Genomic DNA, 24,459 nt, shown 5'->3' with positions numbered 1-24,459 from the left:
ACTCGCACCCGATCGTTTCGGATCGGCGATGTGAGGGAGGGTGCGTACTGCTCGCTGGAGTGCGGGCAGACAAGAGATCAGCTTAGCATCCCGCGGCGCGTCGGCTTAACGAGAGTCCCGGATGCGGCAGCAGCGCCTCTGCCCCACCGGAAGGGCGAGACCGTGTCGTCGCCGGGGATCCAGAACCGCCAGGGGAACGCGTCGGTGCCGGCGACTCCCGCCACTCCGACACGGGGTCCGCTGGCGATCGCCGGCAGCGGATCGGCGCGCAGCAGCAAAGTGGCGCGGGCGCCGGCCAGGGGCGCTCCGGTGACCGCATCCATCCCGTCGTGCACCGGATGCCGCAGGCCCGACGCGTCGCCGAGCCGCCCGGGCCCGCGCGCCAGGTCGCGCGGCTCGCGCACGACGCCCCGCACCGTGCGGCGCCGGAGCGCCGCATCCGCCCCTTCGATGACCTCCGCCGCGCGCAGCAGCACTCCCCCGGCCATCCCCTGGGGCGCGCAGACGACGTTGACGCACGAGTGGATTCCGTGGCTCAGGTATACGTACAGATGCCCGGGCTCGCCCCACATCGTGGCGTTGCGGGCGGTCGACCCCATCCGCGCGTGCGACCCCGGGTCGGGCACGTCACCCGTGCCGCGGCCGTGGTACGCCTCGACCTCGGTGATGCGCAGCACCACCCGCTCGCCCGCGACCTCGGTCTGCAGCAGCGCATCGAGGAGGCGCGGGGCGACCTCGAGCGGCACGGCGGCGAGGGCCTCGCGGGTGGCCGGCACGCGCCGCGTCATCGCAACGGCACCCGGCACCACGAGATGTCGAAGGCATCGAGGCTCGAGACCTCGGTCGCCGTCCCGTCCGCGTCGAGGTCGAGGATGTGCGTCTCCACCCGACGCGGCAACGGCAGGTCGTACGACGTGTCGTACGGGTTCGACACCGCATCCGGTTGCACGAGCACGGCGGCGTACCGTCCCGACGGGGAGATGCAGGTCTGCAGCAGCGACGACGTGCCCTGCACGGTGAACACCGGCGTCGACGTGCCGTCGGCGCCCACCCGGTAGAGCGTGCTGCCGCTGCCGGCGGCGTCGGCGCCTGCCGCCGTGTACTGGCGGAGCGTCGCCCCCGACGCGACGGGCACGATGCCGCCGAGGTACCCGGTGGTGCCAATCGCGTCGACGAGCGGCACATCGCTGCCGTCCTGCAGGTTCACCTCGAACAGCCCGTCCGCACGCAGGATCACGGCCGTCGCCGACCCTCGCGCGATGCCCTCGATCTGCGCGGCGGCCCCGAGGTCCACGGGCCCCTCGCCCGCGGTCGCGGTCAGCAGAAGCCGCCCCTCGAAGCTGAGCAGCAGCAGGCTGTCGGTGTCGGGAACGAAGCTCCACTGCGCGACACTCACCGGCTGACCCGCGACCTCGATGCGCGTGGGCGGGGCGTCCGCATCCGCGTCCTTCAGAGACGCCGTGTAGAGGACGCTCGCCTGCGCACCCGCGACCGACATGTCGGGCGGCGTGTACGTGTAGCCGATCGACTCGCCGCGGTCGGCCGTCTGCAGGTCCTGCACGGTGCCCGGTCCCGGAAGCGGAAGCGTCCGCGCGTTGGCGCCGTCGGTGTCGGTCACGACGAGCTGCGACGCCCCCGAATCGTCTTTCACCGACATGACGAGGTGCTGGCCGGTCGCGCGGAAGTCCTCGATGTGCGCGTGCGTGTACATCGGCACGGCCGTGGCGCCGTCGAGCCCGGTGCGGAACACGGTGTCTTCAGTGTCGCCGCGCTGCAGCAGGTACACCGCGAGCGGCGGCGTGCGGAAGCTCTGCTCGAGCGTCGCCGTCGTCTCACCACCGACGGCCGTGACCCCGTTGACCTTCACGGTGTAGTCGGTGTCGTCTCGCAACGGCAGCGTGAACCGGATGCCGATGCTCCGCCCCGAGGTCTGCACCGTCACGTCGGCGGCGGGCGTCACCTCGACCTGCGACGGGTCGATCTCGGCGAGCGACTGAGACGTCGTGAGGATCATGCGGGATCCGGATGCGGACACCGCCGCATCCGGATCGAACTGCACGCCGGTGACCCGCGGCCCCTGCGCGGCTCCGACGAGTCCGGCGACGCCGCCGACGATCACCAGCACGCCGAGCACCGCGAGGAACGAGAGCAGGTACGCGCGTGCGCGACGCCGGCGGGCGTGCTCGCGGCGGGAGACCCCGGTCGAGGCGCCGCCATCGCGGGAGCGCCTCGAGGGTGGACCGTCAGTACTCATACGGGTCCTGCGGCTCGTCGATCGGCGTCACCTCGGCCGCGACGATCGCGAGCTCACCCGTGCTCGAACTCCGCACCGTGCCGGTGATCTCCACCCACTGGCCGGTCGCGGGCACACTCTGGGCGCTCGTGACCGTGAGGCTCGCGGGCTGCGCGTCGATCACGCAGTGCGTGATCACGAGCCGCGACAGGTCGAAGCCGCCGTCCGCGTCCCCGCTGACGAACCCGGTGAGGGTCACGGCGTCGCCGTCGAACGCATCCGGGTTCGTCGCCGTTGCGAACACGCTCGCCCAGTCGCCGACACCGAAGGAGGTGGTGTCGCCGGTCGCAGCGAGGGTCACGGTGTCGTCGCCGGCGAAGAGCGGCGGCGCGCCGACGTCTCGGGATGCGGCGAGCTCGGCCGACAGCGACGCGGGCGGAAGCACGAGCATGCCGAGCACGATGCCGGAGGCGAGCACCCCGCCCGAGACGGTCGCGATCCGGCCGATGCGCACCGGCGCAGGGCGGCGCCGGTGGAGGATCGCTTCCGGTGCCGGGGGGTGGAGGTGCGGCGCGGCGCCGTGGTCGTGCGCATCGCCCGCGCCGTCGCCCGCACCGTGGGCGGCCGCATCCGCGCCGTGATCGTGGCCGTGATCGGCTTCGGCACCGAGCGGCACGACAAAGCTGAGCACCGTGCCGACCAGCACGACGACCGCCATGACGACCGCGAACCAGGCCGATTCGGGGTTGATGTAGAGCGCGATCCGGTCGGTCAGGGCGAGCACGAGGGTGATCACGGCGAGGCAGGCGGCAAGGCCCACCCCGAGCCATCGCGAACCGATCCAGCGGGCATCACGCAAGGAGGTTCACCGCCGCTCCGAGGGCGAAGGAGAACAGCAGCACCACGACGACGATCCCCGCGATCGCGCGGGTGCTGAACGTCGTGCGCAGCAGCGCGATCATCTTCACGTCGACCAGCGGACCGGTCACGAGGAAGGCGACGATCGAGCCCGGCGTGAACGTTGACGCGAACGACAGCGCGAAGAACGCATCCACGTTCGAGCAGATGGCGACCACGATCGCGAGGCACATCATCGCGACGATCGAGAGCACCGGGTTCGATCCGATCGCGAGCAGCGCGTCGCGCGGCACCAGCACCTGCACAGCACCCGCGAGCGCAGAACCGATCACGAGCGCGGGCATGACCGCGCGGAACTCGACGATGAACTGGGCCAGGCTGCGGCGCCCGCGCCCGCCGGGTTCGTCGGCGGCGATCGCGCACGCATCCCGGAACCGGTCGGTCAGCAGCGCATCGGGAGACGGATGCCGGCTGTACAACCAGCCGATCAGGTTGGCCACGACGTAACCGCCCAGAAGCCGTGCGATCAGGATGCCGTCGCTGAATCCGAAGGCCTGGTGGGTCGTGATGATGACGATCGGGTTCACGATCGGCGCGGCGATCAGGAAGGTCAGGGTCTCCGGCACCGTGAACCCGCGCATGAGCAGACCCCGGGCGAACGGCACGTTGCCGCACTCGCACACCGGGATCACCATCCCGAGCAGCGACAGCACCGCCCGCCGGGCCCATGCCCGTCGCGGCATCCATCTCTCGAGCCACCCGGCCGGCACCCACACCTGAACGAGGATCGAGAGCACGACGCCCAGGGCGACGAACGGCAGCGACTCGATGAGCACACTGAGCGCGAGCGTCAGGCCGTCCTGCAGGCGGGTGGGCACGTCGCCCGGCAGCACGCTCGGCGCGAACAGGTCGAGCAGCACGAGAACGACGATCAGCCCGACGCCGAGCGCGAGAGCGACGAGCGTACGATCGCCGCGCGAGCGGACGCGCGCGGGAACGGTGGCCCGCTCGCGCTCGGGACTAACCCGCGTCACGCTCTTTCGCCCGCGTGGTCGTGCATGCGGCGCAGAGGCCGAAGATGTCGACGATGTGCTCGGCCTCGGTGAACCCGTTCGCGGCGGCCGTGCGCTTCGCCCACGCCTCGACCTCGGTGGCCTCGATCTCGACCGTGAGACCGCAGGAGCGGCAGATCAGGTGGTGGTGGTGGCCGCTGGTCACGCAGGCGCGGTAGAGGTTCTCGCCCTCCGGGCTCTGCAACGAGTCGGCGTTGCCATCGGCGGCGAGACCGGCGAGCGCGCGGTACACCGTCGCGAGACCGATCCCGGTGTTCTCGTCGCGCAAGCGCGCGTGCAGCGACTGCGCGCTGACGAAGCCACTCGCGTCGGAAAGGGCCTCGCGGACGCGCTCGCGCTGCCAGGTGTTGCGCTGAGCCATGGCCGGAAGTCTACCGGCGACGCCTGGCAGCGGGCCGGGCAGAGTCGATGTGCCGCGTGCACGGCGCGGCCGGCGCGGTTCGGACGTGCGCGGCACTCCCCGCGTGAGGCACAGGCCCCGGGTCACGCGGCCCGCGTCTCGTCCGCCCCGAGTCACGCGGCGCGGGTCACGCGATCCCGGCGCGAGCCGACGATGCGGCACACCAGGTAGATGACGAACGAGATCGTGGTGATGTACGGGCTGACCGGGAGGGTGCCGGCGATCGCGAGCAGGATGCCCCCCACCGCCGAGACCACACCGAACAGCGCGGCGAGCAACGGCACGGCGAGCGGCCCGGTGGAGATGCGCATGGCCGCCGCAGCCGGCGTCACGAGCAGGGCCAGCACGAGCAGCGCACCGATGATGTGCACCGCGACGGCGACGATGAGTCCGAGCAGCAGCATGAACGCGAACGAGACCCACCCCGTCGGCACACCGCGCGCGGCCGCAGACTGCGGGTCGAGCGAATCGAACGTCAGCGGGCGCCAGATGAGCAGCAGGCCGATCAGGACCACGATGCTGATGCCGACGAGCACGCCCAGCTGGCCGGACTTCACCGAGACGATCTGCCCCGTGAGCAGACTGAAGCGGTTCGCGCTTCGTCCGTTGTAGAGCGACAGGAACAGGATGCCGAGCCCCAACCCGAACGGCATCAGCACCCCGATGATCGAGTTGCGGTCCCGGGCGCGGGCGCCGAGCCATCCGATCAGGCCGGCCGCGATCATCGAGCCCACGATCGAGCCGGTCACGACGTCGAACCCGAGCAGGAGCGCCCCGGCCGCGCCGGCGAACGAGAGTTCGCTGATGCCGTGCACCGCGAACGCCATGTCGCGCTGCAGCACGAAGACGCCGATCAGGCCGCCGACGATGCCGAGCACCGCGCCCGCCCAGACCGAGTTCTGCACGAGCTCGAGAATCGCGCCGTACTGCGAGGCCCCGCCGAAGAGCGCGTCGCCGATGTCATCGAGGTTCATCCGCGCACCTCATCGTGATGGTGGTGGGAGTCGTCCGCATCCGGAGCGCCGACCACGACGAGACGCCCGCCGGCCCGCAGCACCTGCACGGGCGCGCGGTACAGCTCGCTGAGCACGCGCGAGTCGAGGACCTCCTCGGGGGTGCCGAGGGTGAACGCGCCGTTCGCGATGTAGAGGATGCGGTCGACCGCCGAGAGCACGGGGTTCACGTCGTGGGTGACCAGCAGCACTCCGGCTCCGGTGTCGCGCCGGTGCCGATCGATGAGACCCACCACCGCCTGCTGGTTGGCGAGGTCGAGGCTCGTGAGCGGTTCGTCGCAGAGCAGCAGCCGCGGATCGTCGGCGAGCGCCTGCCCCACTCGCAGTCGCTGCTGCTCGCCGCCGGAGAGAAGACCCACCGGGCGGTCGGCGAACTCGTCCGCGCCGACGGCGGCGATGAGGCTCGCGATCCGTTCGCGGTCGCGGCGCCGGGGCAGGGGCGGGCCGAAGCGGTGCCCGTTCACACCGAGGGAGACGAGGTCGCGCCCCCGCATCGAGGTGTCGCGGGGCAACGGGCGCTGCTGCGGGATGTAGCCGATGCGCCGGTTGCCCGCGCGCACGACCGGGGCGCCGAGCGCCTCAATGCTGCCGCTGCTCAACCGGTCGAGGCCGAGGATGGCGCGCAGGAGCGTCGTCTTGCCCGCGCCGCTCGGACCGAGCACGGCGACCAGCTCGCCCGGCGCGACCGTGAGGTTCAGTCCGGTCCACAGGTCACGTCCGCCGCGTCGGAGCGCGGCGGACGTGATCACGAGCGGGCTGTCGCCCGGCGTCACGATCCGAGGGCTGTCGCGATGTCCTCGATGTTCTGCTGCATCCATTGCACGTAAGTCTGGTCGTCCGGGAGCGTTTCGGAGAACTCGAGCACGGGCACGCCCGCGGTGCCGGCGGCATCGATGGTCTGCGTGGTCTCGGCGCCGGCGGCCTGCGAATTGGCGATCAGCAGCTTCACATCGCCCGAACCGATCAGGTTCAGCGCGGTGAGCAGCGTCGCGGGGGGCACATCCTGGCCCTCTTCGACGGCTTCGCTGAACTCGGACGGGGTGACGTTCTCGAGCCCCGCGGCCTCGATCATGTAGCCCGGCACCGGCTCGGTCACGAACACGCCTTCGCCCGCGTGCGCGGTCTTGATGTCGGCGAGGCTCGACTGCAGCGCCTCGAGCTTCTCGGTGAACGCCGCGGCGTTCGCCTCGAACGTGTCGGCCTGGTCGGGCAGCTGGGCAGACAGCTCCTGCGCGATGGCCGCCGTCACATTCTTGATCGTGTCCTGGTCGTACCAGACGTGCTCGTTGAAGCCTTCGATGTGGCTGTGGCCGTCGGCATCCTGAGCCTCGGCGTGGTCCTCTTCGGAGTGCGGCGACTCCTCGAGGGCCTCGGTGTCGGTGTCGCCGGCCTCACCCTCGGGCCACGCGTGCGAGTACTCGGCCGCGACGATGACCGGCGCCTCCGAGCCGCTTCCGGAGATGAGCGTGTCCATGAAGGCGTCGTATCCGCCGCCGTTCTCGATGATCAGGTTCGCCGCGCGCACCGTGATCTGGTCGGCAGGGCTCGCCTCGAACTCGTGCGGGTCCTGCGAGTTCGACGTGATGATCGGCGTCACGGTGATCGCATCCCCCGCGATCTCCTGGGCGATCTGACCGTAGACGTTGGTCGACGTCACGATCGTGAACTCGTCCGACGACGAGGGGGATGCGGATGCGCCCCCCGCGCAGCCGGCGAGGGCGAGGACGGATACGGCGGCCAGAGCGGGCGCGACGTGGAGGAGACGGCTTTTGGGCATGCGCCCATCGTACAACTACTGATAATCGTTATCAAAATCATCCGGCTGAGTTTCCGATGCAGCGAGGGAACGTGCCGATCCCGCCCGGTCGGGCGGCACCCTGTCGGGCATCATCGTGATGGGCGCCAGCATGGCCGGGGTGTTCGCCACAGCGCAGAACCTCGCGCTCATGGGAGTGGCGGATACGGATGCGGGCGCCGCATCCAACGCCATGAACCAGGTCGGCGGCGCCGTCGGCCTCGCCGTGCTGACGAACGTCTTCGTCGCGGTCGGGGGCGGAGCAGGCACCGGCGGCTACGTCGGCGTCTTCCTCGTGGCCGCCGTGGGGCTCGCTCTCGCCGCAGTCATCGCGGCGGTGCTCATCCGGGTCGACCCGGCGGACGCGCCCGCGAAGCGCGTCGCGGTCTCCGCGCACTGAACGAGAGTCCGTACCGCGGCTCCGCCGGTACGGGATGGCTCACTTATCAAGCGTTGCAACGGCCGATCCACATCGCCGTCACTCCACCCAGGTATCGCGCACTACCCAAACTATCGACGTCCTATGGCGTCGCCACCATGCTTGATCTACTTCCCTCGCCCGCCTACTCACAGAACACGGAAGACCCGCCTCACGTCCTGGTGCGCTCTACGGGCCTAATCAATACGTCATGCTCCACTCACGGTCCCGCCCGTTCACAAGCCGACGGGGCAGCGAATCAAGCGTGGCGGGCTGAAAAACGTCTACCAGTTCCCATACGCGTGATGTCCCCGACCCAGAAGCGGAGATTTCTGTCCCAAGCAGCCCTCGATGAAACGGCTCCGCAACTTCATCTTCCTGGGCGAGAAACGAGTAGAGCTCGCTGATGAAAACTGAAAGCGGAGAAGCCGACTTCGCCAAGCCGGTGACGCCGTCGGGGTGTGGGTGGTTCACCGACTGGGAGGTTTCAGCGTCCAAAAGGGTAGTCGTGACAGCATGCCGATCCACCACGAGGTTGCCCTTCAATCTTTCCGCCTCGTTCCAGATGGGTATGTACGAGGTGGTCATTTTGGACCACGCCCCGAGATCGGCGACACAGATAAGGTCGAGCGACTCACGAGGGTGGCGGGCGAACTGTCCGTCAGCGCCGGCATAGTTACTTGCAACATTCGAACGAGCGTTCTTTCCGAAAGCATGCGCGTGAGCAAGAACGCCATACCGGAAAGGTGGAGTCGCCTCCTGACGCACTGTTCCTAGACGTGGAGCGACGTGGCGTCGCACCGCCGCCGCTTCCTCCACTGCCTCTTTCAATCCGGCTGCATCCAGCGTGAGCTTAACTGAAAACGCCGCAGCAACACCCGCCGCCAGAACCTCTTCCTTTTGTCGAAGCGCTTGCGGGTATCCGGGACGAAGTATGACGATGTCCGTCTCGCGCGGTGTGTAGTGCTCAACGTCTATTTCCGGCAGTATGTACCGCCGGTACGCGACCTCATACTGCGGAGGAAGCCAACTGCTGAGGAGTTGGCCCCAGGCGTGTTCGGCGGCGTGCCCCGTCTGCTGGATTCGCTGAGACTGACGGGCCTTCGCGTGATTCTCCGCATAGCTTGCCGACATCCCGGCATCGGCGTCATCAAACCACTGTTGCAGCCGATCCATTTCACTCACAGCTCTCCTCCTTCGATGACATTGATCCATCGTCTTGCCTCCGTCGCGCGGCGCCTGTCCCGAGGAAGAGCAATTCCACTGCCGCGAACTCCGGCGGAGTGTAATCCGGACCGGTAGTTGATCCTACGAAAACACGAGGCCTGCCCGTCGGGTGGTCTGAACGAGAACTGTTCCCCCGCCACTGACAACACGTTTGAGCCGGCATGGAGCGTCTATGGCCAATGCGCGACGTGCACATCCACGCGTTCCACGGCAAAACGCTGCACCTGTACTCCAGTCGCAGCTGCTGGATGAAACAGGACCATGTTGATGCCCTCGCCTACGGAACTTCGGTAGATCACGCCGTCGAATCCGCAGTGCTTTATGAACTCGCAAAGGTGCCGGCTGGGGATGTATCCGAACGGGGCACTCTTAGGAAGTACCGGTCGAGACAACTCGTCACCGAGACGTTTAAGCAACGGGAGATCGGCGTGGACCCGGCGGAACAGCTAGCAGCAATGCCATCTCCGGATGCTGCCGTCCACTCGCGCCCGCCCATGCCGCAGGCCGGAATACGCCATGATGACTGCGAGGCCTCGGGGAGAGCGCCCGGATGGGGGAACCATGGCGGTCGAAACTGACGAACCGGTTGAGTTGGCAAGTGTTCAGTACGGCGATTTTCGAGGGACAGCAGCGGCTGACGGGCACGGTGGGCCGGTCCTTCACGAGCTCGCAAACCGCGTTGGGCTGGACCTTGACCGCTTCTGGGTCGTGGGCTTGGACATCTACAGCACCCGCCTCAATCGCAGCGGCCTGACCATTTTCGCGATCGACCGCGAAGCGACGGGCATCAGTGACTACCAGAGCATGCTGGCCTTTCATGCGCAGCATCGCGAGCTGCCAGTGACCGATTTCCTCGTTCACGACATTTCGACAGCCGAACTGGTCGAACTTGGCCTCAAGCGGTTGCACGTGCAGTTGCTTTCTCGGAGCCTTCCGGAGGGAGTACGCCTGCGTCGTACTCTTCGCGACGATTTGAACTACGCAGGCCGCTGATGCTTTCACTCGCGTCCAGTGCGTCGACCTGGGCTGACCCCGCCGTGGTCGTCCAGGCGGCGGCCGTACTCGTGGCCGCCATCGCCGCGATAGCCGTCATCTGGCAGGCCGTTCTCACGCGCCGCGCACTGAACGAAGCTGCGCGAAGTATGAAGATTGCCCAGGACTCCTTGGCTGTCGCACGGGAGGCGCAATCCCACGCATCCTTGATGAGCGTCGAAGCGTTCAAGACACGGATCGCAGCCAACGCACCGAGCGCTGACCTCGAAGCACGAATCGACACGCTGAAGTTCCTCGCCCCCAGCACCGTAGCCTCTGGGCACTCCCAGCCCTGGCCCGAGAACCATTTGTTCCACATTCGGGACGGCAGCCAGACGATCACTGCAAGAGTCATGGTGTTCTTACGCAACACCGGAAGCCGAGCGACGCGCTTCGTCCTGCATGGCAACCTTCGGCAATCCGTCTACAAACCCGGACAGGCGATGATCGAAATGGTGGGCACCGCGCCCGGAAGCCCCGACGTCCTGCTCGAGCCATCCGAAAGTGTGGAGGGCTACTGGGAAGTTACTCGGACACTCGATGAGTGGATCGCGATCTACGACGCGCGCCAGAGCGGCGAGCAAGGCTCCGAAACTGAGTTCTCCGCCTACGTTGATGACGGGCATGACACCGGTGCCGGGTACTCGTTCACGCTAAGGATGGGTGGTACCGCCGTGCGCCCTTCCTCCGCCGGCCTTCGAGAGACGTGGGTTCTCACCGGGTCATACGATTTCCCGACCGAGCCGGACGGCATCGGCATTGGTCGCCAGCCCGTGACGGCGCGCTACTGGCTGTCCAAAATGCAGGAGCAACCGCTACGCGACGGGCCGACAGAGGTGGTGCGCGGGTCACGCTGACGACACCGACCGGTCAAGCCGCGCGCGGACACGGTGCTGATCCGTATAGACGGACACAAGCGCAGGAACGGCGCGAAGTGCTTGACCGGAGACACGAGCGCGTCAACATCACCGAACCGGCGGAGCTGAGTAACTGCGCAATGGCTGCCGGCAAGGTCGGGCGCGCCATGAGGGCTCAGCCCGCGCGGTTCGGAAGGTTCGACCGACTAACAGTCACGGATTCCTCCCACGTTGAATGTCCGTCTTCTACGGGATCCACCGGAACCTCATCGATCTGGTAACCGTTCGCGATGAGCATCCACTCGACCGCCGTTAACGCGCTGTCCGGCGCGTTCGGGCCAAGGCTCACCGCTCGGATGGGCAGCTTCGGTGCCGCGCTTGCGCTGGACACACCTTCGCCCCAGCCCCTAGCCGTCATCAGCCGAAGGTGAGGACGCGGCCCCATACTGCTTGGCGTCGTCATGAGGGCCGAGCGGTGCGGTACGCCCTCTACGGTGACCCGCAACTAGCGCTCGTCTGCGAAGGACTCGTCCTTTGCGACCACCCGCACGTTGGATCGGAGGAGCTCGATGTGGCCGATGATGAGGCCAAAGGCCCAGTCCTGGTCGTCAGCGCTGTCGTTTTTCAATCGCCAATCGTCACCGAGCTCTCGAAGCAGCCGCATGGCGCGCCCGTGAGCCTCCTCTGTGGCGTAAGTGACCCGTCGCCAGTGCCGCACTCGACTGCTGCCGGGGCTGCCGTTCGGGATGACGACTCCGAGCGGAACGGACGTGTCGAGGCCGATGGCGCAGCCGATACCGCCGTCGGCATAAGTTCGCCACGCGTAAAGGTGGTCCGGCTCATCTGACGCACACACGATGAACCGAGCGTTGTCGATGAGCGTGCGCTCGTTTCGGGAGCACCCGCCCCACACCATGACATTATCGACGTTAGCGAGGAACTGGCGCGCGGTGCCGGCAACGACGGCGTACGCCGGATTTTTCGCGAGCTCGTCTAGAGCATCGCGGAACGCTTCGTCGGCCGTGGCCGTCTCGCCGACGTCGTTCTGGAACGCAACCTCCGTTGCCAGGAGGTAGTTGTTGTCGAGGATTCGGGTCAGGTTTATCGAGGCTCGTGTAATGCCAGGCAGGTTCGCCCGGCGTACGAGCTCGCCAGACATCGGCTGCGTGGTGCATAAGGGTTTTCAAGCGGTCTGGCCGCACGCGCGCCGATCGCCTCCACGCGGAGTCATGCTCGCCGGGTCCCACAATCGTTCGGGAAGCGTTGGCCAACAATGTGCACCCGAAGCAACCAAACAAGCGCACCACGACATCCCGGCGGACATCACACTCGTCTCTTCCGGCTCGCACCCGCGGGAGCGTGCCGGGCGATTATGGGGAGCACTGGACAGGTCCGAGCCGGGGGCATCCGACCCACCGGGAGCTCGGATATACCCGCACACGGATTGGATGGGTGGCAGATATGTTCGCACGCATAGCCATCGACTACGCCGGCGTGTACATCGTGGCCGCCGTGGGGCTCGCTCTCGCCGCAGTCATCGCGGCGGTGCTCATCCGGGTCGACCCGGCGGACGCGCCCGCGGAGCGCGTCGCGGTCTCCGCGCACTGAGTGGGGTTCCGCACCGGTGGTCGGCCGGGCGCCGGTGCGGACCCACTCGCTCTACGAGCAGCCTCACTCCACGAGCAGCGCGGGCTCCTCCAGCACCGAGGCGATGTCGGCGATGAACCGGGAGACGCCGTCGCCGTCGACCACGCGGTGATCGAACGACCCCGACACGGTCGTCACCCAGCGCGGGCGCACCTCGCCGTCGACGACCCACGGCTTCTGCCGTATGGCGCCGAGCGCGACGATGCCGACCTCGCCCGGATTGATGATCGGGGTGCCCGCATCCATCCCGAACACGCCGATGTTCGTGATCGTGATGGTGCCGCCGGACTGATCGGCGGGCGTCGTCTTGCCCTCCCGCGCAGTGAGCGTGAGCTTCTCGAGCGAGCGGGCCAGGTCGCGCATGTTGAGGTCCTGCGCGTCCTTGATGTTCGGCACGAGAAGGCCCCGCGGGGTGGCCGCGGCGATGCCGAGGTTCACGTAGTGGCGCACGCGGATCTGCGCGCCCTCGTCGCCGTCGATCCACGCGGCGTTGACCATCGGAGTGCGACGCACGGCCCAGATCACCGCGCGCGCCATGATCAGCAACGGCGACACCTTCACGTCGGCGAAGTCCGGCGAGGACTTCAGGCGCTTGACGAGCTCCATGGTGCGGCTGGCGTCGATGTCGCGCCACACCGAGACGTGCGGGGCCGTGTAGGCGCTGCGCACCATGCCGGATGCGGTCGCCTTGCGAACGCCGCGCACCGGGATCGACTCCTCGCGCGCGTCGTTGACCACGGCGGCCGGGGCCGGAGCCGGGGCTGCCGGTGCGGCCGTCGCGACGGAAACCGGGATGGTGGACTCCCGCTCATCGGGCCACTCGGGCGTCTCGATGTTGCGGAAGACGCTGGCCTGCGAGGCGTGGGCCACGACATCTTCGCGGGTCACTTCGCCGGCGGGGCCACTGGGGGTGACCGAGGCGAGCTCGACCCCGAGGTCGCGGGCGAGCTTGCGGATCGGGGGCTTGGCCACGACGCCGACGGATGCGGCAACCGGCCGCTCCGCGGGCTTCCTCCGCCGCGACGACACCTGGCCGGCCGAGCCGTAGCCGACGAGCACCGACCCGCCCTCGTCTGCAGCGGGGGCCGCGGCGGGCGCGGGGACGACGGCCGCGGGGGCCGCAGCATCCGCGATCGTGATGATCGGCGCGCCCACGTCGACCGTCTTGCCCTCCTCTACGAGCAGGTCGCCGACGACGCCCGCGTACGGCGAAGGGAGCTCGACGAGCGACTTGGCGGTTTCGATCTCGACGAGCACGTCGTTCACGGCCACCTGATCGCCGGGGGCGACGCGCCAGGTGACGATCTCGGCCTCGGTGAGGCCTTCACCGACGTCGGGCAGGTGGAAGGTCTGGTCGCTCATGCGAGCTCCTTTCGCCGGGAGCCCCGACCGCGAGACGGGATCTTCGCGCCGAGACAGGGGGGTAACCCCACCGTCTCGGCGTCCAGATCCAGTCTCGCGGTCATGGGCGGGCGGATCAGTAGGTCAGGGCGCGGTCGACGGCTTCGAGGATGCGGTCGGCATCGGGCAGGTACTGCCCCTCGAGTCGTGCGGGCGGGAAGGGGGTGTCGAAGCCCGACACCCGGAGGACCGGGGCTTCGAGGGAGTAGAACGCGCGCTCGGCGACGGTCGCGGCGACCTCGGAACCCAGCGAGGTGAACCCGGGCGCCTCCTGCGCGTAGACCATGCGGCCGGTGCGGCGGACGGACTCGAGGATCGGACCATAGTCGACCGGCGACAGCGACCGGAGGTCGACGACCTCGATCGACACGCCCTCGGACTCGGCCAGCGCCGCGGCCTGCAGCATCGTCGACACCATCGCGCCGTGACCGACGAGCGTCACGTCGGTGCCGCGACGCACCACGCGCGACGCGTGCAGCGGCAGGGCGCGGGCCGATAGATCGACCTCGCCCTTGGGCCAGTACCGGCTCTTCGGCTCGAGGAAGACGACCGGGTCGTCGGACGCGATCGCATCCTGGATCATCCAGTAGGCGTCGTTCGGGGTCGACGGGCTCACAACCCGTAGGCCCGCGGTGTGCGTGAAGTACGCCTCCGGGCTCTCCTGGTGGTGCTCGACCGCGCCGATGTGTCCGCCGTACGGGATGCGGATGACGACGGGCATGCGCAGCGCGCCCTCGTGCCGGTTGGTGAGCTTCGCGAGCTGCGTGGTGATCTGGTCGAAGCCGGGGAAGACGAACCCGTCGAACTGGATCTCGCACACCGGGCGGAAACCGGCCATCGCCAGGCCGATCGCCGTGCCGATGATGCCGGATTCGGCCAGCGGAGTGTCGATCACGCGACGCGGGCCGAACTCGGCCTGCAGGCCCTCGGTCACGCGGAAGACGCCACCGAGCGGGCCGATGTCCTCACCCATGAGCAGCACGTGGTCGTCGGCGGCGAGCGCGGCGCGGAGCCCGGCGTTCATCGCCTTGCTCAGCGGCATGGTGGAGATGTCGGTCATGCCCGGCCCTCCTCGAACGACGCTTCGTAGTCGGCCAGCCACTGCTTCTGCTCCGCGACCAGCGGGTGCTCCTCGCTGTAGACGTGGTCGAAGATGACGTCGGACGGGATGGACTCGAGGGCGACGGTGCGCGCCCGGGCGTCCTCGGCGACGGCTGCGCCCTCCGCATCCACGTCGGCGAAGAACTCGTCGCTCGCGCCGCGGCCGCGCAGGAACGCCCGCATCCGCTCAATCGGGTCGCGCAGCGCCCAGGACTGTTCCTCTTCGGACGTGCGGTACTTGGTGGGGTCATCGCTGGTCGTGTGCGCGCCCATCCGGTAGGTCGTCGCCTCGATCGCGCGCGGCCCGCCGCCGGCCCGCGCCTCATCGAGCGCCCGGCGTGTGACGGCGTAACTGGCGAGCACGTCGTTTCCGTCGACGTGGATGCTGGGCATGCCGTATCCGGCGGCCCGCAGGTGCAGCGGCCCGCGCGATTGGGTGCGCACCGGCACCGAGATCGCCCACTGGTTGTTCTGCAGGAAGAACACCTCGGGCGTCTGGAAACTGGCGGCGAACACCATCGCCTCGTGCACGTCGCCCTGGCTGGATGCCCCGTCGCCGTAGTAGACGATGACGGCCTCGTCGCGTTCCGGGTCGCCGGACCCGCTCTTGCCGTCGAGGGAGAGGCCCATCGCGAAACCGGTCGCGTGCAGCGTCTGCGATCCGAGCACGAGCGTGTAGAGGTGCGTGTTGCCGTTCTTCGGGTCGTAGGGGTTCCACCCGCCGTGGGTGAGTCCCTTCATGAGCCGGATGATGTCGATCGGATCGACGCCGCGGATGGTGGCGACCACGTGCTCGCGATACGAGGGGAACAGGTGGTCCTGCGCGCGGGCGGCGCGGGCGGAGCCGACCTGCGCGGCCTCTTGGCCGTAGCTCGGCGGCCACAGGGCGAGCTGCCCCTGCCGCTGCAGGTTGGTCGCCTGGCGGTCGAAGGCCCGGATCACCGCCATGTCGCGGTAGAAGGTCTCGAGTTCTGCGTCGCTCAGGGCCGCGATCGCCTCGAGGTACGGCTCTGCGGCGGGGGTGGGGGCGAAGGATCCGTCGGCCGCGATGACCCGCACGAGGTGCGGATCGTCGGAGTTCGAGGCGTCGTGGGTCACCGTGTCGGGTGCAGTCACAGCGTCTACGCTATCCGCCGTGCCGGGTGGCCCTCTGGAAGGTGCTGCACAACGGATGCGGCGATTCGTAGGACGGTCTCCACAGACTCCTCCTCACCGATCGACACCCGCAGGCCGTCGCCGGCGAAGGCACGCACGATGATTCCGGCGGCTTCGAACGCCTCCGCCGCCTCCGCCGAATCGACTCCCGTCGCCAGCCACACGAAGTTGCCCTGCGCGTCGGGCACCTGCCAGCCCGCCTCCCGGAGTCCGTCGGCGATCCGGTCGCGGCGCACGGCGATCTGCCGCACGCGCTCGCGCAGTTCGTCCTCGGCGTCGAGGCTGGCGAGGGCGGCGTTCTCGGCCTGCGCCGTCACCGACAGCGGGATCGCCGTCGCGCGCGCGGCGTCGAGCACCCGGCGGTGCCCGACCGCGTAGCCGATGCGGAGCCCCGCCAGGCCGTACGCCTTGGAGAAGGTGCGGAGCGCGACGACGTTCGGGCGCACGACACCGAGCTCGCGGAGTCCGTCGACCGCATCCGGTGCCGTGACGAATTCGGCGTAGGCCTCGTCGAGGATCACGAGCACGTCGCTCGGCACCGCGTCGAGGAACGCGTCGAACTCGCTCTGCGTCACGACCGGGCCGGTCGGGTTGTTCGGGCTGCAGACGACCACCGCGCGGGTGCTGTCGGTGACGGCCGCGGCCATCGCCGACAGATCGTGCCGTCCGTCGGAGGTAAGGGGAACCTCGACGCGATCGGCGCCGGTCACGGTCACGAGATTCGGGTACGCCTCGAACGAGCGCCACGCGTACACGATCTGGTCGCCGGGTCCGGCGACCGAGAGCATGAGCTGCGACAGGATCGACACGCTGCCCGCCGCGATGTGCACTTCGTCGATCGTCACCCCGAACCGGGCGGCGAGGCGTTCGCGCAGGCGGGTGGCCGTCGCATCCGGATACCTGTTCACCGACACGGCCTGATGCATCGCGTCGATGACGCCGGGCAGCGGATCGAAGGGGTTCTCGTTGCTCGAGAGCTTGAAGGCGTCGGCGCCGGCCTGGCGTCCCTGGCGGTAAACCGGCAGGGCGGCGATCTCGGGGCGGACGCGGACGGGAATCGGATCGCTCACGACCCCGAGTCTAAGAGCGCACCCATTCCCGCGCGCTCATGCGCCCCGGTTGCCGGCCGAATGCGCCTGCGGGGGACGGATGCGGCGTGCCACACTGACCGCATGGGCTTCCTCATCCGCGTCGTCGTCAACGCGTTCTCGATCTGGGTCGTCACCCTCATCCCCGCGCTCGGAGTCAGCGTCATCGCCTTCGCCCCCGGCGAGACGCTGCAGCTCGTGATCTCCCTGCTCGTGATCGCTGCGATCTTCGCGCTCGTGAACACCATCGTCGGCACGGTCGTGAAGGTGCTCACCTTCCCGCTCTACGTGCTGACCCTCGGTCTGTTCTCGCTGGTCGTCAACGGGTTCCTGCTGTGGCTGACGAGCTGGATCACCGAGTTCTGGGCCTGGGGCCTGCGCGTCGAGAGCTTCTGGTGGGGTGTGATCGCCGCGCTGTTGATCAGCCTCATGAACTGGATCTTCGGCGTCATCCTGCGCCCCAAGCGTCGCGAGGACTGACGCTCACGGCCGGTTCCGGGTGCTCGATTGCGGGTAGAACGATCCGCGGTCGGTGTCGCGTTCGGCGCCGTACTCCCGCACCTCGACGAGTTCGGCGTCCGCGAGTTCACTGAGCCGGTCGTGCAGGGCGATCACCCGGGGATCACCGGATGCATCCGCCGCCTCGGCCGTCTGCACGTACGTCTCCAGGTGGTGCGCGGGAAGGGTGAGATCGTGCAGGCCGCCCGTCTCATCCACCGTGCGCTCGACCAGGAAGCTCTGCTCCGCCCCGACGCGATCGGGGTGCCCGACCGCGAGCGACGCGACCGGATCGTCGGTATGCCGCACCTGCACGCTGAGGGTGTCGGCGCCCACATCGACGGAGGTCGGCGAGCCGAACGTGCCCACCACCTGCATGTCGTACACACCCGTCTGCGCGAGTTGGCCGACGCTCATGCCGCCCTGCGAGTGCCCCCATCCGAGCACCTCGTCGCCGGGTTCCGCCCCCGCCTCGACGAGCGCGGCCTCGACCGTGGCGAGAGCGTCGGAGCGATGCCCGGTGAAGGACTGCACGTTCGAGGTCATGTCCCACGGGTCGGCGCCGCTCATCGAGCGCGTGCCGGTGACGTACACCGCGAAGGTGCGGCCGCCGCCCGCACGCACATACTGCTCGATCCGCACCCGGGCGTCTCCGGATGCGGGGATCCGCGCCGCCGCATCCGCCAGCGTCCGCGGGGCCGTCGCGTTCTGCGACACCGGCAGGGGCACGAGGTTCGCCGCCGTTCCGCCGGGAGCGACCCTCGTGCCCGCCGCGACCGTTCCCTGGCCGCTCGAGCGCACCTGGGCGAGCGCCATCCCGATCAGGCTGACCACCGGCACGCCCACGACCCACAGGGGCAACCCGCCCCAGAACGCGTCGAGAACAGGTCCGTCGCCGGCGGCTCGCGCGGCGTCGAGCGCGGCGTCGGCGGTGGCGACCGCATCCGGATGCTGCGCCTCGAACGTGTCGATGGCGCGCTGCGCATCGGCGGCGCCGGCCTCATCCCCGGCAGCGATCGCCACGTCGTACGCGACGCGCAGCTCGACCAGGGTGTAGGTCGCGGATGCGGCGCGGAGTGCGCCGGCGAGTTCGTCGGCGCGACCACCGGTCTCCGACAGCCGTGACGCCACGAGCGCCGGACTGGTCGGGATCCCGAGGAACAGCGCCGGGATCCGGTGCTCGCAGAGCACAAACTGGGTCGCCGCGTTATGCAACTCGTCGGCGGCCGACGCGAGCACGGCGGCGGCCGCATCCAAGGCCGCCGTGTCGACCGCGATGCCCCCGCCCGACGAGATCGTGATCGCATCGCCCATTAGCCCGGCCAACCGCGCTGCACGAGGCGGGTATTCGCCGCCTCGAGCTGCTGATCGAAGGCCTCGATGGCCTCCTCCCGCAGCGCGAGGTCGCGTAACCACGCGTCGAGGTCGTGTTCGAACGCGACCATCGCCGGAGACGCCCACTTCGTCGCCGCCGCGAGCCCGGTGGTCAGCGTGCGCGCCGCCACGAGGTGGTGACGCGCGACCGCGACATAACCGCGGGCAGCGGCGACGTCCGCGATGAAGTTCGCCGTCGTGGTCGGATCGGGTACCCAGGACATGAGTCGAGCGTGCCTGCGCTGCGCGTCCGGCGGGGGCGTCCGCATCCGACTTCGGGATCGATCCAGCGTGCGACCGTGCTGTGCAGGAGGAGTGGGGACCAGAATGGAGGCATGACCGAACCCGCGCCCTTCCGCGTCGTGTTCGTGTGCACGGGCAACATCTGTCGCTCACCGATGGCCGAGGTGGTCTTCCGGTGGTTCGCCGATTCGGTGGGCCTCGGCGACCGCGTGGTCTCCACGAGCGCCGGCACCGGCGATTGGCACGTCGGCGAACCGGCGGATCCTCGCACCACGGCGGCACTCGAACGCCACGGGTACGACGGCACGCGGCACCGCGCGAAGCAGTTCAGCTACGCCGACTTCGACCGGAACGACCTCGTCGTCGCGCTCGATCGCTCCCACGAACGCAACCTGCGGGCGTGGGCGCGGTCCGAAGCCGACGGCGACAAGGTGGCGCTGCTGCTGTCGTTCGACTCATCCGTCGACGAGGTGCAGGACGTTCCCGACCCGTACTACGCGGGCGACGAGGCGTTCGATGAGGTCCTCGGTATGATCGAGAACGCGTGCCGGGCGCTCTTCCGGCAACTCGAACCCGCCATTCGCTCCGCCGGGTAGGCCGCGAAGCGGGCGCCGCATCCGACCGACGGAGTACCGTGTCGTCTTTCCCCGTTCAGCCGCTCAGCCCGCTCGATGGCCGGTACCGCTCCGCGGTCTCCGCTCTCGGCGATTTTCTCTCGGAGGCAGGGCTCAACCGGGCCCGCGTCGAGGTCGAAGTCGAGTGGCTCATCGCCCTCACCGACCGTGAACTGTTCGGAACGCAGCCGCTGACGCACGACGAGAAGCAGAACCTGCGTCAGCTCTACCGCGACTTCGGCCAGGACGAGATCGACTGGCTCGCCGAACGCGAGGCCGTGACGCGTCACGACGTGAAGGCCGTGGAGTATCTCGTCCGCGACCGGCTCGACGCCCTGGGCCTCACCCGCATCGCCGAGCTGACGCACTTCGCGTGCACGAGCGAAGACATCAACTCCACCGCGTACGCCCTGACGGTGCAGCGCGCGGTGACCCGGGTGTGGCTGCCGAAGCTGCAGGAGGTCACGGCGCGCCTCGACGGCGTCGCCCACGAGACGAAGGATGCGGCGATGCTGGCCCGCACGCACGGCCAGCCCGCGACCCCGACCACCATGGGCAAGGAGCTCGCCGTCTTCGTGTGGCGCCTGCAGCGCGTGCTCGCGCAGCTCGAGTCGTCGGAGTATCTCGCGAAGTTCTCGGGGGCCACGGGCACCTGGTCGGCGCACCTGGCCGCGGAGCCGGATGCGGACTGGATCGAGATCTCGCGCACCTTCATCGAAGGACTCGGCCTCGGTTTCAACGAGCTGACCACGCAGATCGAGTCGCACGACTGGCAGGTCGAGTTGTACGACCGCGCACGGCACGCCGGCGGCATCCTGCACAACCTCGCCACCGACATCTGGACGTACATCTCGCTCGGTTACTTCTCGCAGATCCCGGTCGCGGGGGCGACGGGGTCGTCGACGATGCCGCACAAGATCAACCCCATCCGGTTCGAGAACGCCGAGGCGAACCTGGAGCTCGCGGGCGGCCTGTTCGCCACGCTCGGCTCGACGCTGGTCACCTCGCGGATGCAGCGCGACCTGACCGACTCGACGACGCAGCGCAACATCGGCGTCGCGTTCGGTCACTCGCTGCTCGCGCTCGACAACCTGCTGCGCGGCCTCGGCGAGATCTCGCTCGCTCGTGACGTGCTGCTGGCCGACCTCGACGTGAACTGGGAGGTGCTCGCCGAGGCCATCCAGACCGTCGTGCGCGCCGAGGTCGTCGCCGGTCGGTCGCAGATCACCGATCCGTACGCGCTCCTCAAAGAGCTGACGCGCGGCCGACGGGTGGGCGCCGCGGAGCTCGCGGAGTTCGTTCGCGGCCTCGACATCGGCGACGCCGCGAAGGAGCGCCTGCTCGCCCTGACCCCCGCCACCTACGTCGGCCTCGCCGAGGCCCTGGTCACCCCCCGCGACTGATCTCGCGCGCTCGCGGTGGCCCCCCCCTCATCGGGCCGCTCTGACCGCGAGACTGCAGTGGCGCGGCGAGACGTCTGCGCAGAGCTGCTGTCTCGCCGCCCGACTGCAGTCTCGCGGGGTTCGCGGGCACCGGCGGGCGCGCGGGGGCGCCGGTCAGCGCGGGAAGCGCTCGGCGTGCGCGACGGCCTGGGCGAGGGCGGATGCGGGCGGATGCGGTGCCCCGGGGAACGGCGTCACCACGGCCTCACCGTCGATGAGCTTCCAGGAGCCGACCGCCCGACCCCGCAGCATGACCGTCGGCACGGCGATGCCGTTCGATGACATCAGGAGCGAGGTGTGCACCGCATCCGCCGACAGGCTGCGGTCACGGTAGCCGAGCAGCAGTTCGTCGAACGCCGGAAGAAGAAGCACGTCGGGCGGCTCCGGGAGCTCCGCATCGAGGGCGTGGGGCGCGACCCACCACGGCGCGCCGTCCACCTCCACGACCGCCGCACGACCGCACTCCGCGGCGCGAGCGAAGGCCCGGCGGGCGTCGCCGAGCGTGAGCTTCGTCCACCACGCGAGGTCGGCGGGCGTGGCCGGGCCGTGGCCTGCCAGGTACCGGGCAGCGAGCTCGATGAGCGCGTCGTCGCCCTCCAACTGCCGCGGGCGCGTGATCCACTCGTCGGCGAGAACCAGCGCCGCATCCCTCGCCCCGAGGGGCGGCCCGAACACGAGCGTGCCGGTCTGGCAGAGCCACCACACCGCGTGGTACGACCAGCCGGGCCGCATCTCGATGCCCTCCTCGACGAAGGCGGCGAACAGTTCGGCGCGGGGCAGCTGCGTGCCGCCCGACAGCCGCTCGATCGCGATCCGGCGCATCCGCTCGAGGATGTCGAGCGGAAAACCCAGCTGCTCGCGGCGCCGCGCCGCATCCGCGAGCAGCCGCGGCGTGAGCAGCTGCTGCATCCATCCGATGTCTTCGGCGGGCACCAGGTGCACGGTGGCGCGCATGGGCCACGAACGCACGACCTCACCTCGGCGCTGCGCCGCGCGAACGTCGGCGACGCTCGCCCCCGGCGCACGGACCCCGAGCGCCCACGACGCGGCGACCGGATCCTGGCCCTGCACCGCGAGCATGTGCCGCGCCACCCCGGCGATGTCGGGTGGTGTTCCGGATGCCTCCGGAGCGGATGCGGCGAGCAACTGCGAAGCCATCCGCATCCGCAGCAGGTCGTCCCGAGACGCCGGTGCGTTCATCGTCACCCTCCGCTCGCTGCGCGCCGCTCCCCGCGCGCCCCTCGATCCTCCCACCCCGCCCCGCCGGTTCCCCTCCCGCCCCCCTCCCGACCGCGAGACGGGATCTTCGCGCCGAGACAGTGGGGTTACCCCTACGTCTCGGCGCCCAGATCCCGTCTCGCGGAAACGCGGCGCCGGGCGCCCGCGGTAGGTCAATCCGGAGGAAGGGTCAAGAGGGGCCCCGGGAAGAGACCGCTGGGTAGCGTGCGACGCATGGCTGACAACATGTACACCGCACAGGACCCCACCACCCAGTACCCGCGTCCGCCGTTCCCCCCGCAGCAGCAGGACGGACCCGGCGACATCCACAAGATGGACCCCGCCCCCGACCACGGCGAGCAGAGCTACGTCGGCAACAACCGTCTGCCGGGACGGAAGGCCCTCATCACCGGCGCCGACTCCGGCATCGGTCGCGCCGTCGCGATCGCCTATGCGCGCGAGGGCGCCGACGTCGCACTCAGCTACCTTCCGGAGGAGCAGGCGCAGGCCGAGGAGGTCGCCGAGCTCGTGCGCGCGGCCGGCCGTACCGCGGTGCTGCTGCCCGGCGACATCCAGAACGAGGCGATGAACCAGGAGCTCGTGGAGAAGACGGTCGCCGAGCTCGGCGGCCTCGACATCCTGGTGATCAACGCGGGCACGATGCCGACCGTCGACAGCATCGACGACTTCCGGACCGAGACGCTCGACCATGTACTCAAGGCCAACATCTACCCGCTCTTCTGGTTGACCAAGGCAGCCTCGCCGCACCTGAAGCCCGGCGCGTCGATCATCACGACCTCGAGCGTGCAGGGATTCCAGCCCTCGCCGTCGCTCGCCGAGTACGCCGTCTCGAAGGCCGGTATCGCCAACTGGACGCGCGCGATGTCGCAGCAGCTCATCGAGCGCGGCATCCGCGTGAACGGCGTCGCGCCCGGACCCATCTGGACCCCGCTGCAGCCGGCGTTCGTGCCGAACGAGAAGATCGAGGAGTTCGGTTCGCAGACGCCGATCGGCCGCGCCGGTCAGCCCGCCGAACTCGCCCCACCGTTCGTCTTCCTCGCCTCGCAGGAGTCGAGCTACGTCGTGGGCGAGACCATCGCCGTGACCGGCGGGATGCCGGTGCACTGAGCACCCTTCTCATCACGGAGTGCCCCGGTCTCGGCCGGGGCACTCCGCCTGTCCGGCAGCTGCCGGAGCGCAAGAGGCCGCATCCGGATGCCGACCGGGCGCCGTCTAGGGTGGTGACGCAGAGGAGACCGATATGACAGGACAGAACCCGTACCCCGTGGCGCGCCGCCAGTCCGGCGACGCCTTCCCCGGCTGGACGTGGGGACTGCTCCTCGTGCCCGCCGCGATCGGGCTCACGGCTCTTGGCGTGTTCTTCCTCACATCGCTCGGCACCGGGATGGGCATCCTGATCGGCGTGGCGTTGATCGGATGGGCGGCATCGCTGGCAATGCCGTTCTTCGTCATCGCTTGGTATGCCGCGCAGGCCGCCTGGAAAGTTCCGCGTGAACGGCAGGGACGCACCTTTACGGCGCCCTCGGACAACCTGCGCCGTATCGCGTTCCAGATGCGTTGGAGCATCGGCGCCCGCGGATTCATGTTCTCCCCCGCCGGCTACGGCGGCCCCGACCTGCCGATGCTCGTCGCGGGATACGTCGTGCACTTCATCGGGATCGGGGTCCTCATCCTCGCGGGCGTCATCGCCGCGCTCGTCGGACTCGCGTCACGCTGAGAGCGGAGCCCGCCCCGCCATCGGGGAGCACGCG

Annotated in this window: 27 protein-coding genes; 9 read left to right on the top strand and 18 right to left on the bottom strand. The window is 69.3% G+C overall.

All coding sequences use genetic code 11. The annotated features are described in order from the left end of the window. Positions 1-77: 77 nt before the first annotated feature. From LMI96_RS14270 to LMI96_RS14235, 8 genes are all read right to left on the bottom strand, one after another. Positions 78-788, bottom strand: coding sequence for a DNA-3-methyladenine glycosylase (locus tag LMI96_RS14270; protein ID WP_228362032.1), 711 nt, complete (start codon positions 786-788; stop codon positions 78-80). Continuing rightward, on the bottom strand, positions 785-2,254 hold the full coding sequence (locus LMI96_RS14265) for a hypothetical protein (RefSeq protein ID WP_228361964.1): 1,470 nt from the start codon (positions 2,252-2,254) through the stop codon (positions 785-787). Before LMI96_RS14265 ends, LMI96_RS14270 begins: the two co-directional genes overlap by 4 nt. Further along, positions 2,244-3,092 (bottom strand): TIGR03943 family protein, encoded by an 849-nt coding sequence (locus tag LMI96_RS14260; protein WP_228361963.1) that lies wholly within the window; start codon positions 3,090-3,092, stop codon positions 2,244-2,246. The genes LMI96_RS14265 and LMI96_RS14260 overlap by 11 nt, the downstream gene beginning before the upstream one ends. Next, positions 3,085-4,125, bottom strand: coding sequence for a permease (locus LMI96_RS14255; protein WP_374197931.1), 1,041 nt, complete (start codon positions 4,123-4,125; stop codon positions 3,085-3,087). The genes LMI96_RS14260 and LMI96_RS14255 overlap by 8 nt, the downstream gene beginning before the upstream one ends. Then, entirely contained in the window at positions 4,112-4,525 is a 414-nt protein-coding gene (locus LMI96_RS14250; RefSeq protein ID WP_228361962.1) for a Fur family transcriptional regulator, read from the bottom strand. Before LMI96_RS14250 ends, LMI96_RS14255 begins: the two co-directional genes overlap by 14 nt. A 152-nt stretch (positions 4,526-4,677) precedes the next feature. Next, on the bottom strand, positions 4,678-5,538 hold the full coding sequence (locus LMI96_RS14245; RefSeq protein ID WP_228361961.1) for a metal ABC transporter permease: 861 nt from the start codon (positions 5,536-5,538) through the stop codon (positions 4,678-4,680). Beyond that, positions 5,535-6,350: a metal ABC transporter ATP-binding protein gene (locus LMI96_RS14240; protein WP_228361960.1), complete on the bottom strand. Its 816-nt coding sequence runs from the start codon at positions 6,348-6,350 to the stop codon at positions 5,535-5,537. The genes LMI96_RS14245 and LMI96_RS14240 overlap by 4 nt, the downstream gene beginning before the upstream one ends. Continuing rightward, a complete protein-coding gene (locus LMI96_RS14235) occupies positions 6,347-7,354 on the bottom strand; it encodes a metal ABC transporter solute-binding protein, Zn/Mn family (RefSeq protein ID WP_228361959.1) in 1,008 nt (335 codons plus the stop codon). The genes LMI96_RS14240 and LMI96_RS14235 overlap by 4 nt, the downstream gene beginning before the upstream one ends. Before the next feature lie 118 nt (positions 7,355-7,472). On the opposite strand from LMI96_RS14235, the gene LMI96_RS14230 reads away from it, so the two are divergent. Then, positions 7,473-7,772: a hypothetical protein gene (locus LMI96_RS14230; RefSeq protein ID WP_228361958.1), complete on the top strand. Its 300-nt coding sequence runs from the start codon at positions 7,473-7,475 to the stop codon at positions 7,770-7,772. Positions 7,773-7,991: 219 nt separating this feature from the next. On the opposite strand, the gene LMI96_RS14225 is transcribed toward LMI96_RS14230, so the two are convergent. Continuing rightward, on the bottom strand, positions 7,992-8,966 hold the full coding sequence (locus LMI96_RS14225) for a DUF6602 domain-containing protein (protein WP_308015778.1): 975 nt from the start codon (positions 8,964-8,966) through the stop codon (positions 7,992-7,994). A gap of 221 nt (positions 8,967-9,187) precedes the next feature. Beyond that, positions 9,188-9,433 carry an RES domain-containing protein gene (locus LMI96_RS16445; RefSeq protein ID WP_374197930.1) on the bottom strand — a complete coding sequence of 82 codons (246 nt, stop codon included), beginning with the start codon at positions 9,431-9,433 and terminating at the stop codon, positions 9,188-9,190. A gap of 145 nt (positions 9,434-9,578) precedes the next feature. Between LMI96_RS16445 and LMI96_RS14220 the strand changes: the two genes are divergently transcribed. Both LMI96_RS14220 and LMI96_RS14215 read left to right on the top strand, forming a co-directional pair. Then, entirely contained in the window at positions 9,579-10,010 is a 432-nt protein-coding gene (locus LMI96_RS14220) for a hypothetical protein (protein ID WP_228361956.1), read from the top strand. Continuing rightward, positions 10,010-10,906: a hypothetical protein gene (locus LMI96_RS14215; protein WP_228361955.1), complete on the top strand. Its 897-nt coding sequence runs from the start codon at positions 10,010-10,012 to the stop codon at positions 10,904-10,906. The genes LMI96_RS14220 and LMI96_RS14215 overlap by 1 nt, the downstream gene beginning before the upstream one ends. A gap of 505 nt (positions 10,907-11,411) precedes the next feature. Here LMI96_RS14215 and LMI96_RS14210 read toward each other — a convergent pair. Further along, positions 11,412-12,065 (bottom strand): hypothetical protein, encoded by a 654-nt coding sequence (locus tag LMI96_RS14210; RefSeq protein ID WP_228361954.1) that lies wholly within the window; start codon positions 12,063-12,065, stop codon positions 11,412-11,414. 293 nt (positions 12,066-12,358) lie between these two features. On the opposite strand from LMI96_RS14210, the gene LMI96_RS14205 reads away from it, so the two are divergent. Continuing rightward, entirely contained in the window at positions 12,359-12,514 is a 156-nt protein-coding gene (locus LMI96_RS14205) for a hypothetical protein (protein ID WP_228361953.1), read from the top strand. A 63-nt stretch (positions 12,515-12,577) separates the two neighbouring features. Here LMI96_RS14205 and LMI96_RS14200 read toward each other — a convergent pair whose 3' ends face one another. The 4 genes from LMI96_RS14200 to LMI96_RS14185 all read right to left on the bottom strand — a co-directional run bounded on the left by LMI96_RS14200 (position 12,578) and on the right by LMI96_RS14185 (position 17,280). Further along, positions 12,578-13,915, bottom strand: a complete 1,338-nt coding sequence (locus LMI96_RS14200; protein ID WP_228361952.1) for a dihydrolipoamide acetyltransferase family protein — start codon at positions 13,913-13,915, stop codon at positions 12,578-12,580. A gap of 115 nt (positions 13,916-14,030) precedes the next feature. Further along, a complete protein-coding gene (locus tag LMI96_RS14195; protein ID WP_228361951.1) occupies positions 14,031-15,014 on the bottom strand; it encodes an alpha-ketoacid dehydrogenase subunit beta in 984 nt (327 codons plus the stop codon). After that, positions 15,011-16,171 carry a thiamine pyrophosphate-dependent dehydrogenase E1 component subunit alpha gene (locus tag LMI96_RS14190; RefSeq protein ID WP_228361950.1) on the bottom strand — a complete coding sequence of 387 codons (1,161 nt, stop codon included), beginning with the start codon at positions 16,169-16,171 and terminating at the stop codon, positions 15,011-15,013. Before LMI96_RS14190 ends, LMI96_RS14195 begins: the two co-directional genes overlap by 4 nt. A 5-nt stretch (positions 16,172-16,176) precedes the next feature. Continuing rightward, positions 16,177-17,280, bottom strand: a complete 1,104-nt coding sequence (locus LMI96_RS14185) for a histidinol-phosphate transaminase (protein WP_228361949.1) — start codon at positions 17,278-17,280, stop codon at positions 16,177-16,179. A gap of 102 nt (positions 17,281-17,382) precedes the next feature. On the opposite strand from LMI96_RS14185, the gene LMI96_RS14180 reads away from it, so the two are divergent. Further along, on the top strand, positions 17,383-17,778 hold the full coding sequence (locus LMI96_RS14180) for a phage holin family protein (RefSeq protein ID WP_223723291.1): 396 nt from the start codon (positions 17,383-17,385) through the stop codon (positions 17,776-17,778). A gap of 3 nt (positions 17,779-17,781) precedes the next feature. On the opposite strand, the gene LMI96_RS14175 is transcribed toward LMI96_RS14180, so the two are convergent. Beyond that, positions 17,782-19,110, bottom strand: a complete 1,329-nt coding sequence (locus tag LMI96_RS14175) for a hypothetical protein (protein WP_228361948.1) — start codon at positions 19,108-19,110, stop codon at positions 17,782-17,784. Further along, positions 19,110-19,394, bottom strand: a complete 285-nt coding sequence (locus tag LMI96_RS14170; RefSeq protein ID WP_223723293.1) for a hypothetical protein — start codon at positions 19,392-19,394, stop codon at positions 19,110-19,112. The genes LMI96_RS14175 and LMI96_RS14170 overlap by 1 nt, the downstream gene beginning before the upstream one ends. Before the next feature lie 111 nt (positions 19,395-19,505). On the opposite strand from LMI96_RS14170, the gene LMI96_RS14165 reads away from it, so the two are divergent. Next, on the top strand, positions 19,506-20,009 hold the full coding sequence (locus tag LMI96_RS14165) for a low molecular weight protein-tyrosine-phosphatase (RefSeq protein ID WP_223723294.1): 504 nt from the start codon (positions 19,506-19,508) through the stop codon (positions 20,007-20,009). A 38-nt stretch (positions 20,010-20,047) separates the two neighbouring features. Continuing rightward, positions 20,048-21,430, top strand: a complete 1,383-nt coding sequence (gene purB / locus LMI96_RS14160; protein WP_228361947.1) for an adenylosuccinate lyase — start codon at positions 20,048-20,050, stop codon at positions 21,428-21,430. A gap of 153 nt (positions 21,431-21,583) precedes the next feature. On the opposite strand, the gene LMI96_RS14155 is transcribed toward purB, so the two are convergent. After that, a complete protein-coding gene (locus LMI96_RS14155; protein WP_228361946.1) occupies positions 21,584-22,669 on the bottom strand; it encodes a winged helix DNA-binding domain-containing protein in 1,086 nt (361 codons plus the stop codon). 252 nt (positions 22,670-22,921) lie between these two features. On the opposite strand from LMI96_RS14155, the gene LMI96_RS14150 reads away from it, so the two are divergent. Then, positions 22,922-23,815 (top strand): SDR family oxidoreductase, encoded by an 894-nt coding sequence (locus tag LMI96_RS14150; RefSeq protein ID WP_269216551.1) that lies wholly within the window; start codon positions 22,922-22,924, stop codon positions 23,813-23,815. 133 nt (positions 23,816-23,948) lie between these two features. Continuing rightward, the gene (locus LMI96_RS14145; protein ID WP_223723297.1) at positions 23,949-24,425 is read left to right on the top strand and encodes a hypothetical protein; all 477 of its coding nucleotides are present in this window, start codon (positions 23,949-23,951) and stop codon (positions 24,423-24,425) included. Positions 24,426-24,459: the final 34 nt, after the last annotated feature.

Source organism: Microbacterium sp. cx-59, assembly GCF_020805625.1.
In the GTDB taxonomy this organism is placed as follows: Bacteria; Actinomycetota; Actinomycetes; order Actinomycetales; family Microbacteriaceae; genus Microbacterium.
Note: the sequence above shows the minus strand (reverse complement) of the source record. Positions and strands in the feature narration are given on the sequence as shown.